The 18,676-nt window shown below is 71.2% G+C and carries 17 protein-coding genes; 10 read left to right on the forward strand and 7 right to left on the reverse strand.

Features of this window, described 5'->3' with window-relative positions; translation table 11 throughout:
- The 3 genes from K8638_RS40160 (at window position 1) to K8638_RS40170 (ending at window position 2,157) form a co-directional block, all read left to right on the forward strand.
- The gene (locus K8638_RS40160; RefSeq protein WP_223760052.1) at window positions 1–636 is read left to right on the forward strand and encodes a hypothetical protein; all 636 of its coding nucleotides are present in this window, start codon (window positions 1–3) and stop codon (window positions 634–636) included.
- Entirely contained in the window at window positions 633–1,112 is a 480-nt protein-coding gene (locus tag K8638_RS40165) for a tetratricopeptide repeat protein (protein ID WP_223760053.1), read from the forward strand. Before K8638_RS40160 ends, K8638_RS40165 begins: the two co-directional genes overlap by 4 nt.
- A 127-nt stretch (window positions 1,113–1,239) precedes the next feature.
- A complete protein-coding gene (locus K8638_RS40170) occupies window positions 1,240–2,157 on the forward strand; it encodes a YfaP family protein (protein WP_223760054.1) in 918 nt (305 codons plus the stop codon).
- Between the two features lie 58 nt (window positions 2,158–2,215).
- Here K8638_RS40170 and K8638_RS40175 read toward each other — a convergent pair whose 3' ends face one another.
- Window positions 2,216–4,810, reverse strand: coding sequence for a glycoside hydrolase family 15 protein (locus tag K8638_RS40175; RefSeq protein ID WP_223760055.1), 2,595 nt, complete (start codon window positions 4,808–4,810; stop codon window positions 2,216–2,218).
- 305 nt (window positions 4,811–5,115) lie between these two features.
- On the opposite strand from K8638_RS40175, the gene K8638_RS40180 reads away from it, so the two are divergent.
- The 5 genes from K8638_RS40180 (at window position 5,116) to K8638_RS44745 (ending at window position 8,162) form a co-directional block, all read left to right on the forward strand.
- Window positions 5,116–6,033, forward strand: a complete 918-nt coding sequence (locus K8638_RS40180; RefSeq protein ID WP_223760056.1) for a restriction endonuclease — start codon at window positions 5,116–5,118, stop codon at window positions 6,031–6,033.
- A 44-nt stretch (window positions 6,034–6,077) separates the two neighbouring features.
- Window positions 6,078–6,233 carry a hypothetical protein gene (locus tag K8638_RS40185; RefSeq protein WP_223760057.1) on the forward strand — a complete coding sequence of 52 codons (156 nt, stop codon included), beginning with the start codon at window positions 6,078–6,080 and terminating at the stop codon, window positions 6,231–6,233.
- A gap of 213 nt (window positions 6,234–6,446) precedes the next feature.
- Complete coding sequence (locus tag K8638_RS40190; RefSeq protein ID WP_223760058.1) at window positions 6,447–6,971, forward strand: hypothetical protein; 525 nt, start codon at window positions 6,447–6,449, stop codon at window positions 6,969–6,971.
- 134 nt (window positions 6,972–7,105) lie between these two features.
- A complete protein-coding gene (locus K8638_RS40195) occupies window positions 7,106–7,285 on the forward strand; it encodes a hypothetical protein (RefSeq protein WP_370644234.1) in 180 nt (59 codons plus the stop codon).
- A 403-nt stretch (window positions 7,286–7,688) separates the two neighbouring features.
- Window positions 7,689–8,162: a hypothetical protein gene (locus K8638_RS44745; RefSeq protein ID WP_223760060.1), complete on the forward strand. Its 474-nt coding sequence runs from the start codon at window positions 7,689–7,691 to the stop codon at window positions 8,160–8,162.
- A 239-nt stretch (window positions 8,163–8,401) separates the two neighbouring features.
- On the opposite strand, the gene K8638_RS40205 is transcribed toward K8638_RS44745, so the two are convergent.
- From K8638_RS40205 to K8638_RS40230, 6 genes are all read right to left on the reverse strand, one after another.
- Window positions 8,402–9,766 carry an ATP-binding protein gene (locus K8638_RS40205; RefSeq protein ID WP_223760061.1) on the reverse strand — a complete coding sequence of 455 codons (1,365 nt, stop codon included), beginning with the start codon at window positions 9,764–9,766 and terminating at the stop codon, window positions 8,402–8,404.
- On the reverse strand, window positions 9,763–11,196 hold the full coding sequence (locus tag K8638_RS40210) for a sigma-54 dependent transcriptional regulator (RefSeq protein ID WP_223760062.1): 1,434 nt from the start codon (window positions 11,194–11,196) through the stop codon (window positions 9,763–9,765). Before K8638_RS40210 ends, K8638_RS40205 begins: the two co-directional genes overlap by 4 nt.
- 42 nt (window positions 11,197–11,238) lie before the next feature.
- A complete protein-coding gene (locus tag K8638_RS40215; RefSeq protein ID WP_223760063.1) occupies window positions 11,239–13,641 on the reverse strand; it encodes an ABC transporter permease in 2,403 nt (800 codons plus the stop codon).
- 38 nt (window positions 13,642–13,679) lie between these two features.
- Entirely contained in the window at window positions 13,680–14,357 is a 678-nt protein-coding gene (locus tag K8638_RS40220) for an ABC transporter ATP-binding protein (protein ID WP_223760064.1), read from the reverse strand.
- Window positions 14,358–14,494: 137 nt separating this feature from the next.
- Window positions 14,495–15,235 (reverse strand): ABC transporter ATP-binding protein, encoded by a 741-nt coding sequence (locus K8638_RS40225; RefSeq protein WP_223760067.1) that lies wholly within the window; start codon window positions 15,233–15,235, stop codon window positions 14,495–14,497.
- Window positions 15,235–16,479, reverse strand: coding sequence for an HlyD family efflux transporter periplasmic adaptor subunit (locus tag K8638_RS40230; protein WP_223760065.1), 1,245 nt, complete (start codon window positions 16,477–16,479; stop codon window positions 15,235–15,237). Before K8638_RS40230 ends, K8638_RS40225 begins: the two co-directional genes overlap by 1 nt.
- A 224-nt stretch (window positions 16,480–16,703) precedes the next feature.
- On the opposite strand from K8638_RS40230, the gene K8638_RS40235 reads away from it, so the two are divergent.
- Window positions 16,704–17,561: an MBL fold metallo-hydrolase gene (locus K8638_RS40235; RefSeq protein ID WP_223760066.1), complete on the forward strand. Its 858-nt coding sequence runs from the start codon at window positions 16,704–16,706 to the stop codon at window positions 17,559–17,561.
- A gap of 982 nt (window positions 17,562–18,543) precedes the next feature.
- On the forward strand, window positions 18,544–18,676 hold a 133-nt coding region (locus tag K8638_RS45465), incomplete at its 3' end, for a helix-turn-helix domain-containing protein (protein WP_223760068.1).

The raw sequence follows: 18,676 nt of genomic DNA on the forward strand, positions 1-18,676 counted from the left end.
ATGACACCTCTCGCGAAACACTTCCGCCGGGGCATGGGCCGCCCCGCTCCCGCGACCGAGAACGCCATCCGCTTCGACGAGCCGGGCGTGAGCCTCTTCTGGGAGACCGTGGCGCCCGAGCTGGGCGCGGGCTGGTTCCTGGACCGCTTCGTCTACCTGTTCGGGCCCGGGCTGGAGCGGCTTCAGCGCTGCATCCAGGCGTGGTCCTTCCTCGTGCCTCCCGGACACCCGGACCGGAGGGTGCTCGGGTACAACATCCACGGCGCCATCCTCGTGCTGGAGAATGGCAACACCCCGCTGCCGAAGGTGCTCGTCCTGGAGCCGTACCGCGTGGCGTACTGGACGCACGAGTTCCTCGGCTTCGAGAACCTGCTCGCGAGGTGGCTGCCGGACCGGGAGCTGCCGTACTTCCTCGACACCGGGGTCTACGAGGCGTGGCGCCAGTCCACGGGGGAGTACCTGGGCGAGGACATGATTCTGGCGCCAAAGCTGCCGGAGGACCTGGGCGGCACACGGACGCTGGAGAACTTCCAGGTGGAGAACCTCTTCGAGTACTACGAGCGCACCGGCAGGAAGTACGCGAAGGTGGCGGCGGAGCCCGGTCCCCCGAAGAAGCCTCGAGGGCGGAAGCGATGAAGCCCCGCCCCCGCCTTCCCAGCTACCTGCGCGGGCTGCCCTTCCACCTGGTGCCGCGCGCTCCTGCCTCGGACGAGCGCGCGAGACGGGTGGCCGCCGCGCGCGCGGGGGATGCCCAGGCGGCGCTGGAGGCCGCGTCCATGTTGTTCGCCGGTGAAGGCGGGCCGGTGGATGTGCCGCTCGCGACGGAGCTGCTGAGCGCCGCCGCGGAGCGCGGCTCGGTGGAGGCCACGCTGATGCTGGGTGGCATGTTGTGGAGCCTCGACGGGCACGAGCGCGAGGGCGTGAAGTGGCTGCGGGAGGCCGCCCGGCTCGGCGCCGCCGAGGCCGTCTACGTCCTGGGCATGGCGTGCGCGCGCGGCCGGGGCATGCCTCGCGACGTCACGCTCGCGCGCAGCCTCCTGGAGCACGCGGCCCAATCCGGCATCGAGGCGGCACGGGTCGAATTGGACCGCCTCCCCGGCAACACGGCCTGAGCGGGCAGCGCAGCCCGAATCCGGCCCTCGCTCCGTAACAGATTCAAGAAATGACGCGCAGCGCGTTATTTCGGACATTCTTCCAAGGAGCGTCGTGATGAGGGGGAGTTCTCGCTGGGGTCGTCGTGTGTCCCTGATGCTGCTCGTGCTGGCGGCCACCGCCTGTGGCTCGGGGGAGACGGAGGAGAAGCCCGATGACATCAATCCGGACCCCATCCCGGACCCGGTGTCCAACTACCGCCTGGACCCGGCGCCCACCCGCACGAAGCCCGGTGAGTACACGTGCAATGGCTGCCCGGACACCGACATCGCGTCCTTCGAGCTCAGCGCGGGCGACGTGACGCAGAACACGTTCGACGGGACGGTGCGCAACGCCCAGGGCAACGGCACCTTCTTCGTCGGCGGCGCCAACGGACAGGAGCTCGTGGGCACCATCGAGACGGACCCGGACACGGGCGAGTTCAGCTTCAACGCGCCGCTGTTCTGCGGCGAGCAGCTCGTGAAGTGCGTGTGGTCCAACGCGTCGGGCACCTACGTGCTCGTCACCCGCGTCTTCACCACCAACTGCGTCACCCCGGACATCCGCGCAACCCTCTCCTGGGACGACGAGGGCTACGACTGGGAGCTGCACCTCATCAAGCCGGGCGGGCGCATCAACGACGACGTCACGGACTGCACGTGGACGACGTGCGTGGGCCAGGGACCGGACTGGGGCGTGCCGGACGACCTGTCCGATGACCCGAAGAAGGACGTGGACGACACCGACACCTTCGGCCCGGAGAACATCTTCCTCAGCAAGCCGGAGAACGGCACCTACCACGTCTACGTCGAGCACTGGGGCTCCGGCGGCAGCCCGACCTCGGACGGACAGCTCGTGCTCAACGTGGCCGGGAAGGTGACGATCATCGACATCCAGGACCTGCCCTCGCACTATGTCTGGAAGGCCGCGACCATCACCTGGCCGGAGGGCGTGGTGACGCCGTTCACGGAGAAGGTGGACTGCTCCGGCGACTGGGTGAACGGCTGCCGGGCCGCGATGCCGTAACGAAGCAGCTCCGGGAGCCCGCGCGCGGAGTCCACCGGCGCGCGGGCCCTCGAGCCACTCAGGCCCCGCGACGGCGCAGGGCCAGGGCGAGCCCGGCGAACGCGGCCAGCAGCCACAGGGCCATGGCGCCGGAGCCCGTGGCATTGCAGCCGCCACCGCCCACGTCACCGTTGCCGTGCACCGTGCCCGCGTCCGGCGGCACCCAGGGGTCCTCGCCGGGGTTTTCGGTGCCCGCGTCCGCGTCCCCGGTGCCCGCGTCCGGCGTCTTCACCAGCGTGCTCTCGTCGAAGTACGCGCCGCACGCCGGGTCCTCCGTCCCGTCCGCCCGGTGCGCCAGCGCCAGCGCGTACGCGCCCGCGCCGAAGCCCACCATGGGGGCGTTGAACTTGTAGGCGCCGGTCGACTCGTCGTACGTCTCCGCCACCGCCAGGTAGTTCTTCAGCGACTGGTCCTTCACCCAGCCCAGCACCCGGTCCGCGCGCTCCGTGTCGCCGGCCATCCGCTTCGCCATCGCGCCGCGCAGGCTGACGATGACCCACTCGGCGCTGTCGTACTCGCTGCCCCAGGGGCTCACGTCCGAGCCGCCCGGGTGGTCATAGCGGTCGTCGTTGCGCTGCCAGCCCGCGCCGGCCGGCGAGGACAGGCGCAGGTCGAAGCCGCGGAAGGTGGCCTGGGCAATCTTCCCCCGCGGGTCGAACAGCCCGAAGGCGAACGCGTCGAACACCGCCGCGTCGTAGTAGCCCCGGCCCGCGCGCAGCTCCTCCAGGTTGGAGGCCAGCACGTAGTTGGAGTCCGTCAGCTTCTCCGCGATGGCCCGGCGGAGGGACTCGCCCGCGTTGCGGTAGCGCAGCGCCCGGTCCGCGTCGCCCTTGCGCTCGGCCAGCACCGCCGCGTCACACAGGCCGCGCGCCGCCGTGAGGCTGGTGTACGCCCACGCGCGCTGCCGCCCGTTCCAGTGCGTCTCCCAGATGGACGAGTCCGGGCGGATGAGCCCCGTCGCCGGGTCGATGAGCGCCACCAGCGCGTCCGCCACCTTCGTCGACACCGTGCCCCAGTGCTGGTCCACCAGCGTCAGGTCCCCCGTGGTGCGCTCGTAGTGCCGCAGCGACCAGAGGAAGAGGCCGAAGCCGTCGAACTCGAGGTTGGGGCCCGACTCGTTGTAGTCCGTCTCCTCCACGCCGAAGCCGTGGTAGCGCGTGAGGGTGATGACGTACGGGGGCATGTTGTACGGCTGCAGCTCGCGGAAGTCGCGGAACCGGCCGCTGTCCGCGTTGAGGTAGTAGGCGAGCGCGTCGCGCGCGTCGCTCCGCATGCCCAGCGTCGTCATGGCCGCCGCGGCGTACGCGCCGTCGCGAATCCACGCGTAGGTCCACTGTCCCGGCGGCAGGCTGGCCAGCACCGCGCCCTTGCCCGCGTGCCGCACCGTGGCCGGCAGCGTCACCGGCGCGCCGCTGGTGCCCTTGAAGCGCGTGCGGCGCACCTCGCCGTCCTTCGTCAGCCACTCGCGCAGGAAGGCCTCGTCCTCACGCACCTGCGCCATGTGCAGCACCACCGCCGAGTGGCGCACCAGCGTCTCCTCGTCCTCCGCCACGCCCGCCGGCACCTTCACCGTGTCCGTCTGGAAGGCCGCCCAGCGCGCCACCTCGGCGTCCACCAGCGCCTGCGCGCCGGACGCACCCGCGTAGTCCGCCAGCCACTGCCGCACCGTGGCGCCCGCCTCGGGGTTGCCGTGGTGCGCGAAGACCACGCCCACCCAGCGCTCCGCGCCCGCCGCGAGGTCTCCCAGGTTGAACTGGTACGCCGTGGCCCAGCCCGTGCCCGCCGAGGGCTGCGCCGTGAAGTCCTGCAGGTCCTGCCCGCCGCCGTTGTTCACCACGTTGAAGCCGTTCTGCGAGCCCGTGGCCGACGACTGCCACGCCGCCCGCCGCGCCACCGTGCCCAGCGGCCGGCTGGCCAGCACGCCCGCGAAGCCCTTCTCCGAGAAGACGTTGCCGCTCAGCTCCACCGTCTCGCCGTTCTCCTCCAGCTCCGCCATGACGCCCGGCCGGCCGAAGCCCAGGTGGAAGTTGTGCAGCGAGAAGGCGCTCACCCCGGTGACGGCCGCGGTGCCGGTGTTGCGCACGCGCAGCGCCATGACGAAGGCGGCGTGCGGCAGCGCCCGGGGCGCGAAGACGAACGTCGTCGCCTCCAGGTCACCCACCTTCTGCACCATCGTGGCCACGCCCGTGCCGCCCGTCTTCTGCGGCGCCCAGCGCCAGTAGCCGCTGGCCTCCAGGTTCACGTCCTGCGTGCTCAACCAGCGCTGCGTGCCGCCCGAGCGCAGGCCGAAGAACGCGTCGAAGAGCAAATCCCGAGAGTGCACCACCTGGGGCTGGCCCCCCGCGAAGACGTCGGCGCCCGCCAGGTCGATGACGGGCTCCTCGGTGGCGAAGAGGTGCTCGCGGAAGTGCGTCACCTTCTTCTGCTCCAGGTCCAGCATCACCGCGCCGTGCCCGTTGGACGAGGGCAGGCGCAGGAAGGTGCGCTGGACGGGGACCTCGGCGCGCGCCTCAGGCGCCACGCCACACAGCAGGGTGAGGAGGAGGAGCGCCGCGCGCGGCACGCCCGGGAGCGCCCGCCCGGAGCGCCGGGACTTGCTGGGAAGGAGTTGCATGCGGCGGATTCTGGAGTGCTTTTGGCCCCAGGGCCAACGGGCATGCCGCGAAGGCCAAGGCGCCCCTGACACGGGGCGGCATGGACCCCGCCCTCCCTCCGCGAGCCCCTCCCGGGAGCGTGGCCTGGGTCCGAGGCTTGAGGTCAGATATTGCCAGGATATCCAGTAGTTATTGGCCTGCTGGATGCGCTGGGAGTGTGGGTGGGACGCGCGCCCGGAGTCCCGAGGAGACAGTCAGGTGGACCCGGCCAGCCCGCTGGACGGCCTGCTGCCACCATTCGGTACTTCGAGTAGCCTTTTCCTGCATGGCCGTCCCTGACTATCAGTCGTTGATGCTGCCCATCCTGCTCCGCATCCAGGATGGACAACCCCACGAAGTCCGCGACGTGCGAGAGGAAGTCGCTCAAGCCTTGAAGCTGACTGAAGCCGACCGCGCGGAGCTTCTTCCCAGCGGGGCGCAGCCCGTCTTCGACAATAGAGTCGGCTGGGCGAAGACCTACCTCGAGAAAGCAGGGCTGCTGAAGACGCTCAAGCGGGGCGTCTACCAGATTACCGAGCGCGGTCAGCAGGTGCTCGCATCCAAGCCCAAGACCATCAACACCACCATGCTGGCCGAGTTCGCTGAGTTCCGGGACTTCGTGGGGCGGCCCGCTGAAGAAGCGCTGGACTCATCCGAGCAGAGGCCCCTGGCTGCATCTGGCGGGATTACTCCCGAGGAAGCGCTGGAGACGGCCTATCGAGACCTGCGGAAGAAGACCGAGGCGGAGCTGCTCAACGCGGTCTTGCAGGCGTCACCCCGCTTCTTCGAGCGGCTCGTCGTCGAGCTTCTCGTCAAGATGGGCTACGGCGGCTCCCTGGAAGACGCGGGCAAGGCGCTTGGCCGCAGTCATGATGGAGGCGTGGACGGCATCATCAAGGAGGACCACCTGGGGCTCGACGTCATCTACGTGCAGGCCAAGCGGTGGCAGAACACCGTCGGCCGGCCTGAGATCCAAGCGTTCGCGGGAAGCCTCGAAGGGGAGCGCGCGCGAAAGGGCGTCTTCATCACTTCCTCCACCTTCTCCAAGGAGGCCCGTCAGTACGTTTCTCGCATCGAGAAGAAGATCGTCCTCATTGATGGCGCCCAGTTGGCTTCCCTGATGTTCGACTTCGGCATTGGAGTGAATGCCGTCAGCGCGTACGAGGTGAAGCGCGTTGACTCGGATTTCTTCTCGGAGGAATAGGGTGGAGAGGAGCCATACCGCTGGATGACACAGGTTCGCGCCCGGTGGCCCAGCTCGCCAGCGTGCATGGGAAGACGCAACGCGGCGAGAAAACGGAGCAGCTGCTCGGGCTCAACCGCACCGACCTCCGCGCCTACCGGTCCAAGCAACTGAAGAAGCTCTGGTTCATCGCCCAGCGCGCCTCCGTGCCCGCCCCCTGAGCCCTCCACGCCGAGCTGGGACAACCCTTCGAGACTCCTCGGGTTTCTCCCGTGCCGCAGCGCGTGGAAGCTGAATTCGCGTTCAGGACGGCCGAGGTCTCTGGCGCCATTTCGCAAGCAATTGGCGCCAGGAAATTACCAAGGAATGAGACTCATGACGTTCTTTCTTCTGCGCGGCGACCGTTCACCCATCGCCGCGGGCGGAGGAGAAGCATGATCTCGCTCGACTGGCCCATTCAGGTGTTCTGGAGGCGGGTCGCGATGTACCTGCGCATCCTGCTGACGCAGGTGCTCTACATCGCGCCGCTCTTCTGGTTCATGGAACTGGCCCAGAACGTGGCCTGGCGCCAGGTGAATGGGGACTGGGGCTGGGTGTTCCCCGAGTCGCCCTACCACTGGTTCTCCTTCGGGAGCCTCATCCTCTGGGCCGGCTGCGTGGCGCTCCTGTGGAGCCTCCACTTCTTCTGGTTCTACCCGCGCCGCGTGAAGGTGTGGACGCGCCTGGGCATTGGCGCCGTGGTGTGCTGGGCCGGTGAGTGGTTCGGCGGGTACATGGCCGCCAACGTCTTCGGCCACCCGCTCCAGGTGTGGCCCGGCTCGCCGCTCGTCTACGTCCACTACAGCGCCCTCTTCTTCTGGCTGAGCAACTGCATCGTCTACCACCTGCTCACCGTCAACGTGGTCGACCTCACGCCCGCCTACGACGCGCCTCCCGACGTCGGCGCCCAGGTGGCCTGAGCCTCCTGGACAACTGAATCGCGCCCACGGGCCGCTCCGGACTCCCACAGAGTCTGCGGGCGGCCCGCGGTGTTTCCGGGCCCGTGGGCGGGAACAGCGAGGTCACCTTCGAGCTGAGCCCTCGGGAGCAGGACGTGCTGCTCGTGCTGACGCACCGGTGCCTGGAGCGCAAGCAACTGGCGAACGTGGCCAGCGGCTGGCACACGCACCTGGGCATCCTGGAGGACAACCTCCACGGCGTGGAGCCGCGCCCCTTCTGGTCCACGCACGTGCGGATGGAGACGGAGTACACGGCGCGGCTCGCGGCGGAGTGAGCCGGCGGGTGGGCGCCGCTCACTTCGCCTCACGCCAGGTGTGGTGGCAGAAGCGGCACTGCTTCGCCAGGGGCGTGCGCGCGGGGCCGCCGCAGTTCGGGCAGCGGTTGATGATGACGCGGCCCGGGTGCCTCGCAAGCAGCTGTGCTTCCAGGGTCCGGGCGAGCGCCTCCCGGCCCTCGGCCAGCAGCGCCAGTACCTCGGGGTCGTCCGTGGCCCACTTCTCACCCTCGGGCGTCGGATGCGCCCCACCGTCGCGGCCTTCTGCTCCGACTTCGACAGCAGCGCTCGGTAGTGCGACAGCAGGTACTCGAGGAGCGGGTCCTCCTGCTCACGCGCCATCAGGCGGAGCTGGGCGTGCCCCAGCGCCTCATCCATGGAATGGCCGCTGACGTCTTCCCGGATGATGGCCGCCCGCTGGAAGCGGAGCACCTGCGTGATGATGGTGGAGACGCCCGCCTCCAGCGCGGTGTCCACCTCGCGCAGCGCCTCGTCGAAGCGGCCGGCTCGTCGCAATACGTCGGCCAGGAAGACCACCTCGGTCCCCTTCCAGTCGGCGTCTCCCGACATCCAGGCGCGCAGCAGCACGCGGTTGCGCAGCAGCAGGTCCGCGCAGGCGGAGCGGCACTCACGGGCCAGCGCCGCGTTCCCGGCCTCCTCCGCGGCCCAGGCCGCGTTCAGCCGGGAGCCCACCGCCCGGACCTCCCGGCGCGCGGCGTCTTCGAGCATGGCGACACAGAGAAACCTGTTGGCGAGCGCCGGGCTGTCCGCCGCGTGGAGGCGCGCCTGGTACTCGGCACTTCGCACCACGGCGGGCGAGGAGGGGTGCCCCTCGGCGATGTTGTCGGCGCAGTGGCCGCAGGAGGGGCACTCCTGAATCCACGAGGAGAAGGCGGCATGGGCGATGTCCGAGGGCCGCCCGTCCAGGCCCGGCGAGCCGAACTCGCTCCGGCTGTAGAGCACGTGCTGCTCGCTCGCGGCGCCACACACCGAGCACTTGAGCCGCTCCGGAACGATTCGGGTCATGTTGTGAGTCCTTTGAAAGGGAGGGCAACCCTCGCCGCACTCTCCGACGTCGCATGGCGGAAGAGGCTGACCGCGAGCGTACCGTACAGGTCAGCCCTGGCTCACCACCATCCCCGGCGTGTCCAGCGGCAGCTTCAACCTCGCACGGCACCCGCGCCCCTCCGGCCGGTTCTCCAGCCGCAGCCCTCCACCGTGCGCCTCCGCAATCTGCCGGCTGAGCGCCAGCCCGATGCCGCTGCCCTGCGGCTTGGTCGTGAAGAAGGGCACGAAGAGGTTGCCCGTGTCCGCCAGCCCCGGGCCCTCGTCCTCCACCCAGACCTCCACCCCCCCCGGTGACAGCACCGCCCAGGACACCCAGACCTCGCCCCCGTCCGGTGAAGCCTGCACCGCGTCCACCGCGTTCCTCACCAGGTTGATGAGCAGTTGCTCCAGCTGGTCCGCGTCGCCACGCACCACCAGCGCCGGCCCCGCGCGCACGCCCACCGGCCTGCGCTTCTCCAGCGCCGCCACCCGCCGCACCCAGCCGTCCACCTCCACGTCCGCCAGCACCGGAGGCGGCAGCCTCGCCAGCCTCGCGTACGCGGACATGAAGCGCGCCAACGCCTCCGAGCGCCGGGCGATGATGCCCAGCCCGCTCCTCGCGTCCTCCTCCCAGTCCGCCGGACGCGGCTGCTGCCCCAGCATGTCCTTCAGCGCTTCCGCGATGGAGCCAATCGGCGCCAGCGAGTTGTTGATTTCATGGCTCAGCACCCGCACCAGCCGGCGCCACGCCTCGCGCTCCTGCTCGCGCAGCGCCAGCCGCAGGTCCGCCAGCACCACCAGCTGGTGCGGCAGCCCGCCCTCCCGGAACGTGCCGCGCCGCAACTCGTACGGGCCGCCCTCCTCCGCGAAGGTGCGTGTCAGCCGCCTCGGCGCCGGGCCCTCCAGCAGCTCCGCCAGACCCAGCGCGCCCGCGCCCTTCCCCACCAGCTGCGAGCGAGACTGCCCCAGCAGCCGCTCGCCCGCGCGATTGACGAGCTTCAGCGTGCCCTCCCCGTCGAAGGCCAGCACGCCGACGTCGATTTCCTCCATCACCTGCTCCAGGAGCGCGCCCGCCTCCAGCGCTCCCAGCCGCTGCTCTCGCAGCGTGTCACCCAGCGCGTTGACCTCCAGCAGCACCTCGCCCAGCGCGTCACCCGCGCGCGCGCCGCGCCCCCGCACGGAGTAGTCCCCCTCGCGCAGGCCCGCCAGCAGGTTGGCCACCGCGTGCAACGGCCGCATCACCCGCTCGCGCACCAGCAGCCCCACGCCCAGGAACATGCCCACCACCAGCGTGGTCAGCGTCCACTGGACCTTGGGAGAGAAGTCCCCCGTCCACACCAGCACGAGCGACGCCACGGAGCCCGGCAGGCCCGCCAGCCACGCGAGCCCGAGCACCTGCAGCTCATGCCGGGGCGGCCCGCGCTTCCCGCTCACCGCGCTCCCTTGATGCCGTAGTACTGAAGCCGCCGGTACAGCGCGCTGCGCGACAGGCCCAGTCCCTTGGCCGCCTCGCTCACGTTGCCCTCGTGCCGCGCGAGCGCCCGCTCAATCAGGTAGCGCTCCACCTCCTCCAGCGTCATCTCCTCCAGCCGGGACGGGCCCTCGCGCCCCGCCCGCTTCAGCAGCAGGTCCTCCGCCGTCACCTCGTCCCCCGCCGCCATCAGCAGCGCGCGCTCCACCGCGTGCTCCAATTCGCGCACGTTGCCCGGCCACGGGTACGCCAGCAGCGCCTCCAGCGCGCTCGGGGACAGCCGCATCGCGGGCCGCCCGTAGCGCCGGCCGTGCTCCGCCAGGAAGTGCGCCGCCAGCAGGGGAATGTCCTCGCGCCGCTCGCGCAGCGCCGGCAACTGCAGCTCCACCGTGTTGAGGCGGTACAGCAAGTCCTCGCGGAAGCGCCCCTCCGCCACCGCCTTCGCCAGGTCCACGTTGGTGGCGCTCACCACCCGCACGTCCACCCGCCGCGTCTTCGACGAGCCCACCGGGTGCAGCTCGCCCGTCTGCAACACACGCAGCAGCTTGGCCTGCTGCGACAGCGGCATGTTGCCAATCTCGTCCAGGAAGAGCGTGCCGCCGTCCGCCAGCTCGAAGCAGCCGATGCGGTCCGTCTTCGCGTCCGTGAAGGCGCCCTTCACGTGGCCGAACAGCTCGCTCTCGAAGACGCCCTCGGACAGGCCGCCCGAGTTCACCGCCACGAAGGGCCGGTCCGCCCGCGTCGAGGACGCGTGGAGCAGCCGCGCCACCACTTCCTTGCCCGTGCCGTGCTCGCCCGTCACCAGCACGTTGGCCCCGGACGGCGCCACGCGCTCGAGGAGGCGGCGGATGGGCTGCATGGCCCGGGACTCGGACACCATGGTGGGCAGCCCGCCCTGCCCGCGCCGCAGGTGCTGGTTCTCCTCCTCCAGCCGCCGGCTGCGCTTCAGCGCCCGGCCCAATTCGAGCTGCGTGCGCAGCGTGGCCAGCAGGCGCGTGTTGTCCCACGGCTTCTGCACGTAGTCGCGCGCGCCGCCGCGCATGGCCTCCACCGCGCCCTCCACGCTGCCCCACGCCGTCATCACCACCACCGGCAGCGACGCATCCTGCGCGCGGATGCGGCCGAGCAGGTCCAGGCCCTCCTTCCCGGACGTGGTGTCGCGCGCGTAGTTGAGGTCCATGAGGACGAGGTCCACGTCCTCCGACTCCAGCGTGGCCAGCGCGCCGGCGGGCGACTGCGCGGTGACGACGGCGTACCCGTCACGCTTCAGCAGGAGCCGCAGCGCCTCCAGCACGTCCGCCTGGTCATCGGCGACGAGGATGCGGGCGGGCCGCGCGGCGGGCGCCGGGGCGGGAGTGGAGGGATTCGGGACGGTGGGAAGAGGCTCGGACACGGAGAACACCCGGGAGAAGAATGCGCCAGAAAAAGCGCGGCGTCAGCCGCGACGAAGAACGGAGGCCGGGTCCACACTGGCCGCCCTGCGAGCCGGCAGCCAGCTCGCCAGCCAGGCGGTGCCCAGCAGCAGCAGGGCCACGGCGGAGAGGACGGAAACGTCCAGCGAGCCCACCCCGTACAGCAGGCCCTCCATGACCCGGTGGGCCGCCAGCGCTCCGGTGAGCCCCAGCCCCAGGCCCACCCCGACACGCCGCAGTGCCTGACCCACCACCAGCTTCAGCACGTCCGCCCGCCGGGCGCCCAGCGCCATGCGCACACCCATCTCGTGCGAGCGCTGCGCCACCGCGTAGGACATGACGCCGTAGATGCCGACCGCCGCCAGCACCAGCGCCAGCACCCCGAAGGCGCCCAGCAGCACCGTGCGGAAGCGGGGCCGGCCCAGGTCCGTCTCCAGCCGGGCTTCCAGCGTGGTGGGCTGCGCGAGCGCCACCGTCGAGTCCACCGCGCGCAACTCCTCGCGCACCACGGCCTCCAGCGCCAGGGGCGACAGGCCCGGCGCGGCCCGCACCGCGAGCTGCGCGCCCGCGGCGGGCTCCTGGTCCATGGGCAGGTACACCGTGGGCTCCTGCCCCGCCTCGATGCCGTCGTACGGCACGTCCCCCACCACGCCCACCACCGTCATCCACAGCGGGTTGCCCTGCGCGTCGTCACCGCCGAACGTCACCCGGCGGCCCACCGGGTCCTGGCCCGGGAAGACCTCGCGGGCGAAGTGCTCGCTCACCACCATCACCCGGGGCGCCTCCGCCCTGTCCGCCTCCGCCAGCCGGCGGCCCGCGCGCAGCGGCACGCGCAGCGCCTCCAGGAAGCCGGGCGTGGAGACGTTGACGAGCGCGGTGGGCCGGTTGGGCACGTCCGCCGTCCCCTCCACCCAGTAGCCCGAGCGGCGGATGCTCCCGCCCGCGGGCAGGCTCCCCCCCACGCCCGCGGCGGCCACCTCCGGGCGCGCGGCGAGCCGGGCCATCAGGTTCCGGTGGAAGGCCGCCATGCGCTCCGGCTCGCGGTAGCCTTCCTGCGGCAGGGACAGCCACGCGACGAAGACGCCCTCGGGGTCCACGCCCGGGTCCACCTGCTGCAGGCGCCAGAAGCTCTTGAGCATCAGCCCCGCGCCGGTGACGAGCACCAGCGCCAGCGCCACCTCCGCCACCACCAGCGCCGCGTGCGTGCGGCCCCGCGAGGCCTCCGTGGCGCCACGGCCCAGCACCAGCCCCGGAGACAGCTGGCTGCGCTGCACCGCGGGCGCCAGCCCCACGCCCACGCCCGTCAGCAGCGTCACCGCCAGCGCGAAGAGGAGCACCCGCCCCTGCACCGCCACGTCGCCCCCGCGCGGCAGGGCACTGGCGCCCAGGGCCAGCAACAAATCGGTGCCCCACAGGGCCAGCAGCACGCCGCCCACTCCGCCCAGCAGCGCCAGGACCAGGCTCTCCGTGAGGAGCTGCCGCACCAGCCGGCCGCGCCCCGCGCCGAGCGCCACGCGGATGCCCAGCTCGCGCTGCCGCGACGCCGCCCGCGCGAGCTGGAGGTGCGCCACGTTGGCCGCCGCCAGCAGCAGCACCAGCGCCACCGCCCCCAGCAGCACCCACAGCACCAGGCTCACGTCCCGGGTGAGCATGTCGCGGTAGCCCAGGAGCCCGAACTGCTGGCTGGAGTCCTCCTGAATCAGCGGCGGGGCCAGCGACGCCAGCTCCTGCCTCGCGGACTCCAGCGTGGCGCCGGGCGCCAGCCGCCCCACCACCGTGAAGGAGCGGAAGCCCCGCTGCGTGCGCGCCTCCGACGTCGCCGCCCCGGGCTGGCTGTCGTAGGGCAGCCACAGGTCCACCGTCGGATGGGGCACCTGGAAGGACGGGGGCATCACCCCCACCACCGTGTACGGCTGCCCGCCCAGCGTCAGCGTGCGGCCGAGCACGTCCGCCCCACCGCCCAGCGCCTGCCACTGCCGGTGGGAGAGCACCACCAGCGAGGCCTCCCGCTCCTCGGGCGTGAAGGTCCGGCCGAGCGCCGGCTTCACCCCGAAGGCCCCGAAGAAGTCACCCGCCACCGTCACCCCGCGAAGCTGCCGGGTGTCCCCGTCGCCCGTGAGGTTGAAGCGGCTGCCGGCGAACGCGGTCAGCGAGCACACCTGGGTGAACTGGCGCGCCAGGTCCTCGTACGTCATCAGGCTGTAGTTCGGAGCGGCACGCTGCGTCCGCTCCGAGCCGAGCACCACCACCCGCTCCGGCTCCGGGAAGGGCAGCGGCCGCAGCAGCACCGCGTCCACCACGCTGAAGAGCGCTGTCGTCGCGCCGATGCCCAGCGACAACACCAGCACCGCCGCCACCGTGAACACGGGCGTCTGGCGCATCGTCCTCAGCGTGTACCGCAGGTCCATCCTCAAGTCGCTCAACATGACGGGGCCCTCCCGGCTCCGAAGCTCCGGCGCTTCGCTCAGGACTTCTGAATCCAGCCGTCCGCGAGCTGGATGACGCGGTGGCCGTACGCGGCGTTGGCCTCGGAGTGCGTCACCTGGATGAGGGTGGTGCCGTCCCGGTTGAGGCCCTGGAAGACCTCCATGATGTGCTTCGCCTGCGCGGAGTGGAGGTTGCCGGTGGGCTCGTCCGCCAGCAGCACCTTGGGGTTGGCGATGAGCGCGCGGGCGATGCCCACGAGCTGCTGCTGCCCGCCGGAGAGCTGCGAGGGGAACAGGTCCTTCTTCCCCACAAGCTGGAAGCGGTCCAGCATGTCGCCCACCAGCGCGTCGCGCTCGGAGCGCTTGAGGTTGCGGTAGGACAGCGGCACCTCCAGGTTCTCCGCCACCGTGAGGTTGTCCAGCAGGTGGTACTGCTGGAAGACGAAGCCGATGGTGCGCCGCGACAGCTCCGCGCGCTCCTTCGGCTTCATCGCATGCACCGCCTGGCCGTCCAGGGCGTACTCGCCCGTCCACTCCGCGTCGAGCATCCCGAGGATGGACAGCAGCGTGGACTTGCCCGCGCCGGAGGGGCCCATCAGCGTGACGAACTCACCGGGCTGGATGTCCAGGTCGATGCGGCGCAGCACCCAGGTGCGGCCGCCCGCGTACGGGTAGGACTTCTCGACGTTGCGCAGGGAGATGAGGGGTGAGGACATGACTCTCTCGGGCGCCTACCCGGCGCGCAGGGCGATGATGGGGTCCACACGCGTGGCACGGCGCGCGGGCAGCCACGTGGCCAGGAGCGCCACGCCCGCCAGCAGCACGAGGCCACCGCGCCCAGCAGCAGCCACGACTAGCGGCGCTGCTCGTCCTGGACGATGCGGCCGTCGAAGAGGCTCACCGTCCGCGTGGCGGTGCGCGCGTGCGCCGGGTCGTGCGTCACCATGCAGATGGTGGCGCCGCCCTTGTGCAGCTCGGACAAGAGCTGCATCACCGCCTCGCCGTTCTTCGAGTCCAGGTTACCGGTGGGCTCGTCGGCCAGGAGGATGAGCGGGTCTCCCGCCACCGCGCGCGCCACCGCGACGCGCTGCTGCTGACCGCCGGAGAGCTGCCCCGGCATGTGCCGCGCCCGGTGCGCCATGCCCACCTTCTCCAGCGCGCGCTCCACCCGCTGCTTGCGCTCGGCCGCGGGCATGCCCCGGTACGTCAGCGGTAGCTCCACGTTCTCGAAGACCGTGAGGTCGCCGATGAGGTTGAAGCTCTGGAAGATGAAGCCGATGTGCCGGTTGCGCACCAGCGCCCGGTCCGACGGCGACAAATCCAACACGCTGAGCCCGTCCAGCAGGTACGCGCCGCGCGTGGCCGTGTCCAGCAGGCCCAGCACCGCCAGCAGCGTGGACTTGCCGGAGCCCGAGGGGCCGACAATCGCCACCCACTCGCCCTGGCGGATGGTGAGGTGGATGTTGGAGAGCGCGTGCGTCTCCACCTCCTCCGTCTCGAAGACCTTCGTCAGCCCCTCGAGCTGGATGAGGGACTTGCCCGCCAGCACCGCCTCTCCCGTCGAAGCGGGCGCCTCCGCATTGTTCGTCGTCATCATCGCAGCCTCACCCGCTCGACCGCGTCCCACGCGGCCATGTCCGAGAGAACCACCTGGTCGCCTTCCTGGAGGCCCTGCACGACCTCCACGGCATTCACCGAGCCCCGGCCGAGCTGCACCGGCACCCGAATCGCTTCGTCGCTCCCCGGCATCAGCCGGAAGAGGGCCATCGTCCCGTTGGGCTGCGCACCCGCGGGGCGCCCCACGGAGAGCACGTCCGCCAGCCGCTCCAGCTCCACCGTCCCCTCCACCGTGAGGTCCGGCCGCGAGCCCCTGGGCAGCTCGGCCGGCAGCGACACCTCCACCCGCACCGTGCCCTGGCTCGCCGCCGGCGCCACCCGCGCCACCGTGCCCTCCACCACCCCGTTGCGCGTGTCCACCAGCGCCTTCAGGCCGGGCTGGATGTCGCGCGCCTGCGTCTCGGCGATGCGCAGCTCCGCCTTCAGCCGCTCGGGCTTCACCACCTTCGCCAGGAGCACGCCCGGCGTCACCCACTGTCCCAGCTCCAGCGGCAGCTCCTGCAGCACCCCGTCCTCCCCGGCGCGCACCTTCATCGACTCCACCTGCGTACGGCGGAACTGGGCGACCGCTTTCAGCCGCTCCACCTGGCCCTGCTGCGCGGCGAGCTGGTCCTTCATGTTGGTGGCCACGACGTTGAGCTTCTTGCGCTCCAGCTCCAGGCGGCGGGACAGCTCACCGGCCTTCTCGCTGATCTGCCGCGCCTCCAGGTCTCCGATGAGCTCCTTCTCGCGGAGCACGCTGTTGGCCGTGGCGCGGCGGCTGGCGTCGGCGGACTCGGCGGTGAGGGACGCCACGGCGGCCTCCTGCGCCAGCCGCTGCGTCTCCAGCTCCGTGCGCATCCGGATGAGCTCCGCCTGGGCGCTGGCGAGCTGGCGCTCCGCCTCCAGGGCCTGGAGCTGCACGTCCGGGTTGGCCAGCTCCATGAGGAGCGTGTCCGCCGTCACGGTGGCACCGGGCCGCACGTGGATGCGCTCCACGCGGCCGGCCGTGTCGGCCGTCAGCCAGCGGATGTACTCGGGCACCAGCGTGCCCGCGCCCTTCACCTGCCGCACCATGGGGCCGCGCTTCACCGTGTCCAGCCAGACCGACGCACGCTCCACCGAGGGCGCCGCCGGCTTCAGCCGGGACAGGCCCACCGTCACGAGGATGAGCGCGCAGGCGCCGCCGATGGCGAGGACCCAGGGCTTGCGGGTCTTCTTCTTGGCTTTGGGGATGTCCACGGGCTCTCCAAGAGCGAGGCTCGTGCCAATGGCATTTCGGGGTGTAAATCCCTGGATTTGCTCGGGACTTGGGGGGCAGTCCCAGGTCCGGTGCCCGGTTGCGGAAAGTGGCGTCCCACAAGCGGACACCCGGTTTCGAGCGGATCCGCGCGCCTGTCACCCGGAGTGGAGGGCGGGCGGACGGGCGGCTCGCCTGCGTTGAGACTCAGGGACTCGGAGCCGGGGTGGCGTGGAAGCGAATCACCAGGTCCGCCTGTCCATCCGCGCGCGCCCGGATGGTCTGTCACTGCCTGGTGCTGGAGACGCGCCAGGGACTCGTCCTGGTCGACACCGGGCTCGGCATGCACGACATCCAGGACCCCAGCCGCCTGGAACGGCGGTTCATCAAACGCAGCGCGCCCTGGCTCGACCCGCATGAGACCGCGGTGGCCCAGGCCGAGCGGCTCGGCTTCAAGCACGAGGACGTGCGCCACATCATCCCCACGCACCTGGACCTCGACCATGCCGGTGGCCTGTCGGACTTCCCCACCGCCGAGGTGCACGTCTTCCGCGACGAGCACGAGGCGGCGATGCACCCCGTCAGGCGCGGAAAGAAGTTCGGCTACCGGCCCCGGCAGTGGGCGCATGGGCCCCGGTGGAAGCCCCATGCGTTGGACGGCGAGCGCTGGTTCGGCTTCGAGGCGGTGCGCCCGCTTCCCGGCCTCGGTGACGACGTGCTGCTCGTGCCGCTCGTGGGCCACTCGGAAGGGCACTGCGGAGTCGCCGTGAAGACCAATGGCGGGTGGCTGCGCCACGCGGGAGAGGCGTACTTCAACCACCGGGGGCTGGACCCGGTGGTGCCGCGCAGTCCGCTCGGACTGGCACTCTTCCAGCGGCTCCGCTCGGTGGACAACGCGGCGCGCCTCGCCAACCAGGCACGCCTGCGCGAGCTCGTTCGCAATCACCCGCGCGAGGTGCACGTGTTCTCCGCGCACTGCGTCACCGAGTTCCAGCGCCACGCGGCGAGTTCCCTGCCCGTGGCCAGTGCTCTCATTCAGGGTGCGGCTGAGTCCTGCCGCGGAGCCATCCCGGCCACACGGTAGCAGGAACGGTACCCGGGCATGTTCTGAGTACCCGGAGCCTGAGGGCATGCGAAACCCCGGGCCCTATCTTCCGAGCCACGCCTCCCCTCCAGTCAGCCCCTCGGGCGCCATGCACGGAATGGAGCGTCCGTTCCGCGTCGCCCGCGAGGCACTCACCACTCATGGGCCCCGCCGCTCCACCTTGTCAGCCCCCACCCGGGCCGCCATGCGTGGAATGGAGCGTCCGTTCCGCGTCGCCCGCGAGGCACTCACCGCTCATCGCCCCGCCGCTCCACCTTGGCAGCCCCCCGCTCGAGTCACCATGCGGAATGGAGCATCCATTCCGCATGCTCTGTCAGGCACTCCCCGCTCACAGGCCATCTGCCTCCCCGCCATGACAGCCCCCGCCCGAGCCGACCATGTCCGGAATGGAGCCTCCGTTCCGCGTGGCCTGTCTGGCAATCACCACGCATGGGCCCCGCCTCCCATGTCGGCTCCCCCGGGCAGCCATCGTGGAATGGAGCGTCCATTCCGCGTGGCCTGTCAGGCGCTCACCGCTCATCGGCCTTACCTCCCCGCCTCGTCAGCTCCGGCTGCCATGCGTGAAATGGAGCGTCCATTCCGCGTGACCGCGCAGCCCGCACCGGGCCTCGGCCCCACCTCCCCGTCCTGCCAACTCCCCCCTGGGCCGCCATGCGTGGAATGGAGCCTCCGTTCCGCGCGGCCCGCGCAGCCCTCACCACTTCATCAGCATTACCTCTCCCGCCTTGTCACCTGCCTTGGGCCGCCATGCGTGGAATGGAGCGTCCATTCCGCGTGACCCGCCAGGTTCTCGCCGATGGCGGGCCCCAGCCTCCCCGCCATGTCAGACCCCTGGGGTAGACATCATGCTGCGGGAGGAGCACTCCTTTCAGAGGAGCGTCGTCCCAGGGGAGGGAGGGGAAGGGGTATGTGGACGGCGGAGCAACTGTACCTCATGAGCATGCGGGATTCGGCGGCGGTGATGGCGCGGCGGGGCTACGGCAACGTACAGGCCGAGGAGATGGCGAGGGCCGCGGGCCTGTCGGTGGGCAGCTTCTACCGGCGCTACGGAAGCAAGGGCGCCTTCGCCCACCGGGTGCGCCAGTGGGCCGACA

Origin of the sequence: Myxococcus sp. RHSTA-1-4 (assembly GCF_020037125.1) — a bacterium.
Taxonomy (GTDB): Bacteria; Myxococcota; Myxococcia; order Myxococcales; family Myxococcaceae; genus Myxococcus.

Coding starts and splice junctions, on each gene's coding strand:
- K8638_RS44745 (WP_223760060.1), top strand. CDS start 7,689: ATGATGGCCGCCCGCTGGAAGCGGAGCACCTGCGTGATGATGGTGGAG.
- K8638_RS40215 (WP_223760063.1), bottom strand. CDS start 13,641: ATGTTGAGCGACTTGAGGATGGACCTGCGGTACACGCTGAGGACGATG.
- K8638_RS40220 (WP_223760064.1), bottom strand. CDS start 14,357: ATGTCCTCACCCCTCATCTCCCTGCGCAACGTCGAGAAGTCCTACCCG.
- K8638_RS40175 (WP_223760055.1), bottom strand. CDS start 4,810: ATGCAACTCCTTCCCAGCAAGTCCCGGCGCTCCGGGCGGGCGCTCCCG.
- K8638_RS40180 (WP_223760056.1), top strand. CDS start 5,116: ATGGCCGTCCCTGACTATCAGTCGTTGATGCTGCCCATCCTGCTCCGC.
- K8638_RS40190 (WP_223760058.1), top strand. CDS start 6,447: ATGATCTCGCTCGACTGGCCCATTCAGGTGTTCTGGAGGCGGGTCGCG.
- K8638_RS40165 (WP_223760053.1), top strand. CDS start 633: ATGAAGCCCCGCCCCCGCCTTCCCAGCTACCTGCGCGGGCTGCCCTTC.
- K8638_RS40225 (WP_223760067.1), bottom strand. CDS start 15,235: ATGACGACGAACAATGCGGAGGCGCCCGCTTCGACGGGAGAGGCGGTG.
- K8638_RS40160 (WP_223760052.1), top strand. CDS start 1: ATGACACCTCTCGCGAAACACTTCCGCCGGGGCATGGGCCGCCCCGCT.